The following is an 11,609-nucleotide window of genomic DNA, read 5'->3' on the forward strand; positions in this document are numbered from 1 at the left end:
TTTACTAAGGAAGCCTGTCCCCTTTAAGTATAAAAATTTATCTTATCAACGTCCGATTCTGGCACAAAGCAGACATTAAAGACTACAGCATCGGATGCCGCGTTAGCGGCATGGAGGCGCCAGATGAAGCTGCATGTATCTGTGGAGTCAAATGGCGCCGAAAGCCCGGCGTAGCCGGTTACCTGGCTATAAATTCTGCCACCCTCCCCCCTGCCCTGATTAGCCTTAACCCGCTTACAGCAATGAAGAAGTTAAAGTAATCCCTTTTAACCCCGGTGAGCGGGCTTTACGGCGTTTACGACGTAAAGGGCGTGATTTCCGGGGCCTTAGCGGCGGCAGCTTGCTGCTGACGCTTAGGGGGATGTTCTTCAGTTATTTCAGCAACACCAGGGAACTTAACACGGTAGCTGCAAAGCCATACCCGCGAACCGCCACGCCTGGTAGTGACGTGCGCGGTCGGAGTGAGCACGTCGAGGCCAGAGGCCGCTGACGGGATGTATCTCCGCGTTAGCGCCGTGAGGCGCTTACGAGCGTGTACAGCGGGCTTGCCGCGACGCTAACTGCAGCTGCTTTGATTTCTAGTTACAACATCCCTCTTAAAGCGAGGGTGTTCCGGCCCTCCGGGCCGGGGCGGCGTCGGTTTAGCAGGGGTCAGGTATGTATGCGGTGCCTGGTTGTGGCGAGAACCGGGCCCGGCGCTTGCGACGGGAGGTACTTTTGATTTCCTTCTGAGCGCGCGGCCGTGAGGCCGCTGCATGCGAAGGCATTTTACGTTATCCACAGAGTGGCCGAAGACAAAGATCTACTCTGGAATGTAATGCACAGAGAGATAAAAAAGGTGAAGTAAGACTGTTTTGCGGAATGTCTTTTATTCATTTCCGGGTTACTTCACTTATTCGTTTGCGGATTTCTGTGTAAAAAAAAGAGACAGTGGTCATTGTGGACCATAACGACACGCAGTACGTCATGGTGACCGGAAGGAGAAAGGAGTAAAGGATGAAAAATGAGCAGAATGGCCGAAAAAAACCAGCACGAAAAGCCCCGGTGAGGGGCCTGTAAACAGAAAGACTGTTGTTTCGTCTGTGACTAGTCAGGTGGAGAAAGCGCCAGATCCAGCTGGTAAAGATGCTGGATGGCCAGCGCCTTCAGGCGCTCAGATGTGCACCAGTACGCTTCGTCAGGCGGCAGGGTGCGGTAAATCCATTCAGACATTGCATGGAGTCGTTCATCTGCCGGCAGCTTAATCAGATTGTTGGCACGTTTACGCTCCGCGCCTTTTTTGCGGCGGTAAACGAGTGCCTCCCGGCGCTTACGGCCGGACCAGCATTTCCGCGCGGAATGGGGCTGAACATCATCATGTTCGCTCATCACCCCTTCCCGGATCAGCTGCTCACGCTCGGCGCTCTGACGGAGCTTCTTCTCCTGCTCTTTAAACAGCTTGTCCATATCGACGCCCAGCATCTGGAATCCCACGGGGGTGATATAGACATACGTTGGCAGCCAGGTGCGGGATTCACGATCCCAGGCGCGTTCTTCTGCGAGGCCCAGAACGCCAAACCGTACCTGTTCCTCAATAAGCCGTGAAAGGCGTGACACCGTCACTTCTGTTTCCGGAATGACATTGCCTTTTGCGTCCTTTGCACTGAGTTCTTTTGCAAGACGGGAGATACACATGCCGACGGTATGCTTGCCGGCATCACAGAAGCTGATGAGCACTGGCCAGAGGGCATCGAGCAGGCGCTGACGTTCCGGACGGAAGCCATATTTACGTCCCGCCTTACGGCGGCCGGCGACATAGAGAGGGTGACGAGAAACATGCATGCGCAGGCTGACCTGCCCGGTTTCTTTGTCTTTTTTCACCAGGCTATTGTAGGCATGACCGAGCTGTCCGGAGAGCTTTTTATAATGCTCCGGGCGATACCAGGCCGGGTTCTCACATTTGGCTTTTGTGGAATGCTCACCGCGTTTGCGGCGGGTCAGTTTTTTGACCGGTGCAATGAGGAAATTACCCTGAGTGCCGGCATCGACATCCTGCCAGAAACGGGTTAGCTCATCTTTCGGTAGATCTGACCAGTGAACAGAAATCTGATTGTCATTCACGGCGGCCTGTTCTTATGGCGGCCGGGTGTTGTTTTCTATGGTGCATGCGTTATAATCCTTCACAGGCAACGCGCCTGCTTTTGGACCCCCTGATATCTGACTCTTCCGCCAAGTTGATGACAGATTTCGGGGGGTTTGTGCATTCAGGCTCCGGGAAATCCCGTCACCTGCTCCTGAACGTTTTACTGGACACGTCCTGTCCCTGTTTGTTTCCGGAAGTCCGCATTTCTTCCGTAAAACTATCTTTTGCCACCCGCCTGCCTCACCACAAAGCAGTCAAACCTCAGTTTGAGTTAGATCACAAAAGTAATCCGAATCAACAATCTGTCCCACCACAAGACGATCACTGACGATCCGAATACTACCTTCTCGTCAGTAATTTTTCCAGATGTTAGACCAGATTACTATCCATCATATGCGGCTGATTACCCTAACGAGATTTTTACCGATAGCGTTCACTGTAATCTCTGAGCATTATGTGCATTCACGTAAGCATACAAAGAGCTGAGACGTACATTTAAGTCATGAAGTTACAAGTGAAACTATCTTGCCATAGCAGTAATGATAAAAGTGTGTATAGCTTTTGCTATACGCTGTACTTATGTTATGCTTGTAAAGCGATTGCTATACAAGGAGAGCACTTATGAAATCAGATGTTCAACTCAATCTCAGAGCCAAAGAATCACAAAGAGCCCTCATCGATGCTGCTGCAGAGATCCTCCATAAATCACGTACAGACTTCATTCTGGAAATGGCATGCCAAGCTGCGGAGAATGTGATCCTCGATCGGCGTGTATTCAATTTTAACGATGAGCAGTATGCAGAATTTATCGATATGCTCGATGCACCAGTTTCGGATGATGCTGCCATTGATAAACTTCTGGCAAGGAAACCCCAGTGGGACATATAACAGCACCAGAACCGTTAACAAGCTCCCATCAACTTACTGAGTTCGTCAGTGGCGAGGCTGTACTAGATGACTGGCTTAAACAGAGAGGATTAAAAAATCAGGCTCTCGGTTCAGCCCGAACGTTTGTTGTTTGTAAAACAGGCACTAAACAGGTTGTCGGTTTTTACTCTCTGGCCACCGGCAGCGTTAACCACGTGGAAGCAACGGGAAATATCAGGCGCAATATGCCAGATCCAATTCCCGTAATCATACTTGCTCGCCTGGCAGTAGATGTTTCATTCCGTGGAAAAGGGCTTGGTGCTGATTTACTTCACGATGCAGTATTGCGCTGTTATCGGGTCGCGGAAAATATTGGTGTCCGTGCGATCATGGTTCATGCACTGACTGAAGAGGCTAAAAGCTTTTATCTTCACCATGGCTTTAACGCATCGCAAACCCAAGAGCGGACTTTATTCCTCAAACTTCCACAATAGAAATTAGAATAGGGAGAAATACTTAATATGTCGCTAAAGCATTGATTTTAAATGATTAATCAATAGAATTTAACATAATCTTTGTTATGCGAACCAATATTGTAGTAGCTAAATTGAGATGTCCGTCTCTGACCAAATAGACATGTCCGCGCTAGAGTCCCATCACAGCGACTACTACATTCAAAGGATGAGACTAGTGTGCGAAGCACTGTCGAGATGACTGGCCTTACTTCTATCGGGCCATGATTAACTGGAATAAGAATGGCGAAGTTAGTAGCTATCACCTCTCCAACTGTCTTCCCACTCGGTAGAGGCGATGAAGTAATCATCATCTGAACGTTCATAATTATTTATTAGTTCATTCAAATGGCGACGTTCTTTCTGAGGTCTGAATTTAACCATTTCGCGTAACGTAATCAAGGCAGGCTTTATATTAGTGTATTTGATTGTAAACTCTTCCAACAAAATAGAGAATTCACAGCATTGAGCATAAAGACATAGGGCACCCCGCCACCAATCATTTTTTAAGTAATGAATAATCTCTATTGACCTATTCTGTATTAGCTCTAATGCCGCTAAGTGTTCCTGATACCTCAAGTGACCAAAAGAGAATGTCTCAGATATAGGATCGAAGAATAGTATATTGCACGGATCTATTAGCTCATCAACTGCTAATAAACATGTTGACTCCTCATAATTAAAACTGGGATCATTAATTAAAAAAGAAGCAAGCTCTTGCTTAGTTGCTGCTCTTAAGGTTTTTGAATGCATAGCGAAAGCAATTTTATGGGATGCTTTAATTAAAATGCTTTGGGATAATTTTGTTCGTTTAATGTCTTTGTAGGTATCATAAGAACCACATAACAGCTCTAATCTTTTAGTGAAAATTTCACTTTCACTAGATGGAATATCTATTCCTTTTTCAGCTAAATCACACAGTAGTGTTGCTAATAATGGAGTTCTCACTATGTCAGATATTTTTTTTGCTTTTATACTTTGAATTATAACTTCACTTAATTCTGGGTTTTTATCTTTAAACCATGCTTGTATGAAACAGTAGAGCTGAGTTTCACTGAATGGCATCAGTGTAATCCCTAAAAAATTAATTTCAGAAAGATAACTAACACAATCCCTGCTTGAAATTAGCAACTGAATATTATTAAACTTATTTTTAAAAATGTTTATTGCTTCTATTATCCCTGGAAATTTTACATATGCCTCATCTAATCCATCAAATATAACTTTGTTTCTTTGTTTGCTTTGTAAGTGAAACTCAAGTTTTTCAATGTTCTCCCGAATTGGCTCAAGTGATTTAGAGATCAAGATCATGCTCATTAAAATGTCATAGTTTTTTGATTTTGAATCCATGTTCATGTCGACTTTATTTAAGAATCGATTTAAAGGTAAGTATATAACACCTCTATTTCCTTCCTGCTCTAGTTTTCTCGCATACATTTGAAGTGTTGTTGTTTTTCCAGCTCCCGCGCTACCATACACTGCTATATCATGTTGACAATCAAAAAGTCTGAAGGGTGATGTCGATAGGCCATCTATCACGCCCATGCTATCCATAAGTATTTCTTTTGAAAAGACCTTTTCACTATCCTCTAGTTTGTTTACTAGTATATCTAGAGCATTTAATGTGGTCTGAGTATCATTAAGAAATCTAAATATATCAATGTCATTATCACCAGAATTAATGGCTTGTATATCAAGTTTATATTTATTACATCTCTCACTCAACCATGAATTTATCAGTTCACTATTGAATGCATACTCTATCTTAGGTTCTTCTTTATATTCGCCTTTCAATTCACGTAGTTCAATAGTTTGTAAATTTGAGGCTTTAGCTTTTTTATAACAATCTATTATTTTTGGCAATAAACTTTTTGCATTCGTTTTTGCAAGATCCTGAAGTTTTGTTGTGTTTATAAAGCTATCAAAATTATCTATTGAATCTTTATTAAAACTAGTTTCTAAACATTTTTTCAAGCAGGTGACGCTGTTAATCATTACTCCAAGATTTGCGTTTTCCAACCTATACGTCGTGATGTTATTGATGCTTGCTTCTAACTCTGAAATCACTTCTCTAATAAATGAAATATTTCCAGCCAGTAATTGATTGGCTTGATCTATACCATTTTTAATTTTTTTGTTTTCTTTTGATGTATAAATATTTAGCTCGTTGCTATATTTTTTTAGCACCGAGTTAGCATCTTGGATTAGAGGTTCGATAGCAGTCAAAGATTTTAATGGATTGTATACTGTCCGCTCAAACCATTCCCATTTCCCTTGGGTAACCTGAAATATATCTGGCTTAATAGTAAATCTACTATTAAGCAGAACGTTGCTGTCAATTGTTCCCATAAAAAAAGCCAGATCGCTATAACAATCTAGCTCGTGTATTGAATTCTGTTGATTTAAAGCAGACATTAGTTCTACATTGCATAACTGACTAGTATCTTGTGTACTAAATATATCATCTACAGAAAGTAATTTCTCTAACAACGTTGGCTTATGTTTTTTTAATAAGCTAATTACTAACGGCCCATCCAATATTTCAACTTTCTTTCCATCTATTTTTAGCATTCCATGTATTTCATTGATTAAACGAAGGCTTATTTGAAAGGGGCTTGCCAAATATACTTGATCAGGGATTACCTCATCTCCATTATGTAATTTGATAGGATTTGTAAAACATTGCCTCAGTTGAAAAACAAGCTCTCCAAGAATTGCTTTCTCCGATGTGTTAGATTCTTCACCAATTTTTTTTGATTGGATCGCGTAACTCATAGTTTTATTAACAGGTACTTCAACAAACGCTATCAAGTCTTTTCCTGATTCATAAGCCCCCCCGTAGAAGTCAACACGATAAAAACCCATAGATTCAAATAGTGGCTTTATAAGGTATTTTGAGAAATCATCTTCCTTCATTTTTTGCATAGCTTTCAGGTAAACCTGCTGGCTGGTATCTTCCATATTCATTTACTCAGTAGTTTATGATGTGTTAAATATAATTTATATTAATCATAGAGTAAGCGAATGGTCTATCTCTTTGTGTGAGATATATTCAGAATTTCATTAAATTTCTACTTATTAAAATGTATCTTTGAAAAAGTAGACTTTCTGCGGTACGCTCTGACAGTACATTGCCCCCCAATTTTTCACGCAGCGCGCCGGACGGTTTCCGGCCCGGACGGAGCCCGACATGATCCTGATGCCCGACGACGAACCGGAGCTGAGTCTGCCCGCAGCTGTCATGCCAGCCGGTGAGGCATTCCTGCCGGCACTGTCCGGTGGTGAAGCCCCGGTCAATCCGGCCCGGGCCTACCTGCTCTCCCTCAACTCCCCCCGCAGCCGGCAGACAATGGCCTCGTTCCTCGGCATTGTCGCCGTTCTGCTCGGCGCCCAATCGCCGGATACCTGCAGCTGGGGCAGCCTGCGGCGCCATCACGTGATGGCCGTGACCGAGCTGCTGCGCGACACCGGCCGGGCCACGGCCACCGTCAATACCTATCTTTCGGCACTGAAGGGCGTGGCGAAGGAGGCGTGGATGCTGAAGCTGATGGACGTCGAAAGCTTCCAGCACATCCGGGCGGTGCGTAACCTGCGCGGCAGCCGTCTCCCGCGCGGCAGGGCCCTGCCGCCGGAGGAGATCCGTTCTCTGTTTGCTGCCTGCGAGGCCGATGATTCCAGTATCGGTATCCGCGATGCGGCGATGCTGGCCGTCATTCTCGGCTGTGGCCTGCGCCGTTCGGAGGCCGTGGGGCTGGATTTGCGTGACGTTGTCACAGATGAACGGGCACTACGGGTGCTGGGTAAGGGAAACAAGGAAAGGCTGGCCTACATGCCGGCCGGCACCTGGCAGCGCCTGCAGAAGTGGGTTGAAGAGGTTCGGGGGGAAAAAGACGGGCCGCTGTTCACCCGCATCCGCCGCTTTGACACCCTGACCAACGACCGGCTGACCGACCAGGCTGTGTATCATATACTGCAGGTGCGCCAGCACCAGGCCGGGATAGCGAAATGCGCGCCACATGATTTAAGGCGAACCTTTGCGACGGCCATGCTGGAAAATGGTGAAGATCTCATCACGGTGAAGGATGCAATGGGTCACGCCAGCGTTACTACCACCCAGCAGTACGACCGCCGCGGCGAAGCACGCCTGCGTATGGCACGAGACCGTATTTTACTGCCATGATGATTAATTAATAGCGGTTCCATTTCTGAGTCAATTCAGTCAGTCGTGTTTTGCTGTGTATCACTATGGTTCTTTTCATAGGAAGCGGGATAATTGACAGCAATAAGTGCCTGTATTTTGGCCAGTCGTTTATTTGCGCGCTTGAGTATCACTCCCTGTACGGTGAAAACACAGAAAGCTACTGCGCAAAAAAGCATCTGAACAAATTTGTATATCGCTTCACCATACATCGCCTGACCTCCGGATTGTTCAGACAACATTTTGAGTAAGTCCCACTCAGTAATCGACATAATGACTAAAAAAAACGCCCCTGACATAAAGCATGTCGCCATCGTTAGCCATCTTGTTACCGGTCTGCTGAGCGCAGTAGCGTAATTCACGTAGGGCCGTCCGTTATCTACTGAAATTTCAAATAAATCCAGCACACGCCTTCCTGTTGATACAAGCTGAATGATCTCTACGGAATTACTGTAGGGTAGCACTAGCCTTAAAAACGACCATGGAAGCGGGCGGATATTATGCATACGGGCGACACAGGATTCGACAAGATACGCACAGGGTTCTGGTTTCTCAATTTCCTTGGCTAATGTGCCTATCAACTCAAGTTTATTCTTATCGCCATTTTGGCGGTAAGTCAGGTAAGGAACGATACTGGCCAACATCGCCGTTACCAGTGGAACAGGTATTACCAGGATCGCTTTAAGCACTGCTTCCCACATGTAAATTAGCTCTCTGTGCGTAGTATTATGTTTTTTATATCAAAAATTCTAACGGTACGCAGTACTTCAACAGATTGTCTCTGACATAAGCCAGAGATCACGCCATCACTCTTCAGCAGCGAACTGGTGCTGCAGCATATCCAAGATACGTATCTTGTGATTTTTACCTTATGCAAATCCAGTGTTTTATCTGCACAGATAAACAAGCTTATCTACATAAGGATTAGCTTTTTGCTATTCCTTATCTGTACAGATAAACTACCCTAAGAAGCTAAGAAAAAAACAGTAACCAAGGGTTTGATCATGATTGATATCGAAAACAATGTCTTACAGGATTTAATTACAAATCTTGGGAAGATCCTTGAAGGAAAGAATGCAAACCTGTGTTATACGGGACAAGATTTTGGTATCGACTATGTGTTTGAAATAGATACAGTTCAGGGCAAATGGATTGTGCCCGTTGAGATAAAAAAACAGGCATATCCAAGAGATGTAAAACAGGCGATTTGGGCATTTGATGAATATCGTCAAGAAAATAAGGGAAAACAGAATGTTGTACCTCTTTTTGTCGCTGACTTGATCAGCGAAGGTGCACGTGAAGTATTGAAAAATCATAACATTGGATACTACGAACTCAGCGGGACTCTATATATCAAACATAAACAAACACTTATCGATATTCAGAGACCACGCAAACGTGCCGCCAAAACTGGTGCAGGTGACCTCTTTACCGGTGCAAGAGAAATGGTTGTTCACGCGTTACTACATTCCCGAGGCGAGTGGTTTTCCGGTGAGGAATTAAGCAAGTTTTCAGATACGTCGTCCTTTACCGTTTCGGGTGTTCTGAAGGAGTTTGAACGGAGAGAGTGGCTCACAAAATCCAGTGAAGGGGGACGTTCACAAAGACGGAAACTGACCAATCCCAGTGCAGTGCTTAACTCTTGGGCTGAATCTTTTAAGCAACGGAAGAAGAAGAGTTTTTACGGCTACCTGTTTGCAACAGACGCGGTGGATTGTGCAATAAAAATAGATCAAAGGACACGCCATTTAGATCTCCCAGTAAAATGGGCTATCACTGGAGCACTATCGGCCAATCAGGCCTCCCCCCTACTTACCGGTGTGAATATAGCTGAAATCATTGTTCCTCTTGGTCAAGCTGACCGTTTTATGCAGTCAGTTGATATAAAAAAGGCCGAAAAGGGATATAACGTTGTTATACATGAATGGCCTCCGGCAGGCCTGCAATTCATTGATATCGATAATCCGTTCCCTTGCGCCAGTAACTTCATCCAGTACTTATCTTTGTTAGATGGGAAAGGACGAAATGCTGAGCTTGCAGCGCAATTCCGAAGAGACATACTGGAGATATAACTATGGTGGTTCACACCAAACCTAAAACCAGATTTGGTTACTCAGCAATTAACACTGAAACGTGTGAGCGCGTTTTAGTCACTCTGCTGACTACTTTTGGAACAATGAAGGGCACTCTACGCCTGGTTGGCGGGTTAGTGCCACGGTATTTAACACCCGAGCAACCTCCTGTAGTCCCTGCACATTACGGCACATCTGATGTCGATGTTGTGCTTAACCTTCAGGTAATTGCGGAAGGTGAGAATTACGCCTCGTTACACGAACAATTGGTGGGAAGAGGTTTCAGAAAACACGAAGATAACAATTCATGGCGCTGGGAGTTTCCTGTTCAGGGTGAGGCGCCAGTCCTGGTTGAGTTCTTACAGGGGAATAATTCAGATGGTCGTCCCGGAAGATCAGTACCTATCGACGGAGAAGATGTCTCTGCACTTGTGATACCTTTCGCCGAAATGGCATATGACTGGTACCGAGAGTCGGAAATACAAGCGGAACTATTTGGCGAGGATGGCGTTTCGGGGGCAGGTATAGCTATTGAAACTATACGGTATGCCGATGAGGTGGCCTTCATTTTGCTTAAGGCTATCTCATTTAAGAACCGGAATGAACCTAAAGATGCAGCTGATCTGATCCATGTCATGCGGTATGCAGGCACTCCTGAACAAGTTGCAGAGAAATTCCTGAACCGCATTGCAGGTGGCGAACATGCATCAGCAATAGCGGCTGGTCTGGACGCATTACAGAAATCGTTTGCTGAGGGCAATGGGGATACCGAAGGGTACAGGTTAACTGGCCCGGTTCGTTATGCGCAATTTATGCATGGTGATGATCCTGAGCTGGAAGACGAAAGGCTGCGAGACCAGCGCTTTGCTTCAGGTCTGGTAACAGAAGTATTGCGTATAATAAACGAACGAAATTAATCACTCAGATCTGATTCCTGTTGCATCGAGAAGCACATATCTCGTGTTTTTGACAGGACTTTCAACTACACACATGGATCTACATATTCAATCAGCTCGTTCGTATCGTGCCACAAGAAAAGACGTTACTTCGCCGCTGCGGCTTTACGGATGGCGGCCTGTAGTTTTTCAGCAGTTACGGCTTCCGGAAAAATAGTAATGGTGTCGGGTGTGGCGCCACTGAACGGCATCACGATAATCCCCGGTGTTCCGGTGAGGCCCAGCGCCTCTGCCAGATTATTGTTTTTCTCAAGGGACGCGGTATGGTCGCCAGGAGCTGGGGCGGCCAGTCCCGCCTTCCCCGCTGCCCCGTGAATATCCTGCGCCGTCAGTTTGCCTTCATTATGGCCGGTGGCGTAGATGGCATTGTGATAGGTGACATAGGCCTGCGGCCCTTTCTGTTGCCAGACCGTCAGCCCCTGCTGTGCAGCCTGAAGAGAAGTTTCCCAGCGACCACCAAATATTGGCCACTCCTTAAAGAGGTAGCGGACGTCCGGCTGCGCTTTCATGACCTTCTCCAGCTCCGGCGCGAAGCGGCTGCAGAACACGCACTGGTAATCAAAGAATTCAATCACTGCGACCTTTGCATTATCAGGCCCGTAAGCCGGGGTGTCCGGATCATGCAGAAGGTTCGCCTGATTCTCCATGACGTTGAGTGCAAACATCTTCTGCTTACGTGCTTCCTGCTGTTCCTGCAGCTTATTACTGACGGTCACCAGAATCTCCGGGTGAGATACCAGATAGTCGGCAGCGATTTCGCCGATACGAGCCTCCTGCTCCGGGCTGAATAAGGGCTGAGGTGCCGAAGCGTGTGCCGTTGAAATAAAGCCAATGTATGTTGTAACTATTAATGCGGCTAATTTGTTTGCTTTCATTGTCTGA

9 protein-coding genes are annotated in these 11,609 nt (G+C 45.6%); 5 read left to right on the plus strand and 4 right to left on the minus strand.

Annotation, left to right across the window (positions count from 1 at the left end; genetic code table 11):
- Positions 1-1,086 precede the first annotated feature (1,086 nt).
- A complete protein-coding gene (gene repA / locus LA04_RS05165; RefSeq protein ID WP_047650716.1) occupies positions 1,087-2,100 on the minus strand; it encodes a plasmid replication initiator RepA in 1,014 nt (337 codons plus the stop codon).
- A gap of 643 nt (positions 2,101-2,743) precedes the next feature.
- Here repA and LA04_RS05175 point away from each other — a divergent pair.
- Both LA04_RS05175 and LA04_RS05180 read left to right on the plus strand, forming a co-directional pair.
- Positions 2,744-3,010: a type II toxin-antitoxin system TacA family antitoxin gene (locus LA04_RS05175; RefSeq protein WP_047650717.1), complete on the plus strand. Its 267-nt coding sequence runs from the start codon at positions 2,744-2,746 to the stop codon at positions 3,008-3,010.
- The gene (locus LA04_RS05180) at positions 2,998-3,483 is read left to right on the plus strand and encodes a GNAT family N-acetyltransferase (RefSeq protein WP_047650718.1); all 486 of its coding nucleotides are present in this window, start codon (positions 2,998-3,000) and stop codon (positions 3,481-3,483) included. The genes LA04_RS05175 and LA04_RS05180 overlap by 13 nt, the downstream gene beginning before the upstream one ends.
- Positions 3,484-3,753: 270 nt before the next feature.
- On the opposite strand, the gene LA04_RS05185 is transcribed toward LA04_RS05180, so the two are convergent.
- The gene (locus LA04_RS05185) at positions 3,754-6,462 is read right to left on the minus strand and encodes an NACHT domain-containing protein (protein WP_047650719.1); all 2,709 of its coding nucleotides are present in this window, start codon (positions 6,460-6,462) and stop codon (positions 3,754-3,756) included.
- Between the two features lie 229 nt (positions 6,463-6,691).
- Here LA04_RS05185 and LA04_RS05190 point away from each other — a divergent pair, with 229 nt between their 5' ends.
- Positions 6,692-7,681, plus strand: coding sequence for a tyrosine-type recombinase/integrase (locus LA04_RS05190; protein WP_047650720.1), 990 nt, complete (start codon positions 6,692-6,694; stop codon positions 7,679-7,681).
- A 35-nt stretch (positions 7,682-7,716) separates the two neighbouring features.
- On the opposite strand, the gene LA04_RS24685 is transcribed toward LA04_RS05190, so the two are convergent.
- Positions 7,717-8,343 (minus strand): hypothetical protein, encoded by a 627-nt coding sequence (locus LA04_RS24685; protein WP_047650721.1) that lies wholly within the window; start codon positions 8,341-8,343, stop codon positions 7,717-7,719.
- A 360-nt stretch (positions 8,344-8,703) separates the two neighbouring features.
- On the opposite strand from LA04_RS24685, the gene LA04_RS05200 reads away from it, so the two are divergent.
- Entirely contained in the window at positions 8,704-9,771 is a 1,068-nt protein-coding gene (locus LA04_RS05200; protein WP_047650722.1) for a hypothetical protein, read from the plus strand.
- Positions 9,772-9,773: 2 nt separating this feature from the next.
- The gene (locus LA04_RS05205) at positions 9,774-10,688 is read left to right on the plus strand and encodes a hypothetical protein (RefSeq protein ID WP_047650723.1); all 915 of its coding nucleotides are present in this window, start codon (positions 9,774-9,776) and stop codon (positions 10,686-10,688) included.
- Between the two features lie 125 nt (positions 10,689-10,813).
- On the opposite strand, the gene LA04_RS05210 is transcribed toward LA04_RS05205, so the two are convergent.
- The gene (locus LA04_RS05210; RefSeq protein ID WP_047650724.1) at positions 10,814-11,602 is read right to left on the minus strand and encodes a DsbA family protein; all 789 of its coding nucleotides are present in this window, start codon (positions 11,600-11,602) and stop codon (positions 10,814-10,816) included.
- Positions 11,603-11,609: the final 7 nt, after the last annotated feature.

Source organism: Enterobacter sp. UCD-UG_FMILLET (assembly GCF_000762975.1).
GTDB lineage: Bacteria > Pseudomonadota > Gammaproteobacteria > Enterobacterales > Enterobacteriaceae > Enterobacter > Enterobacter dykesii.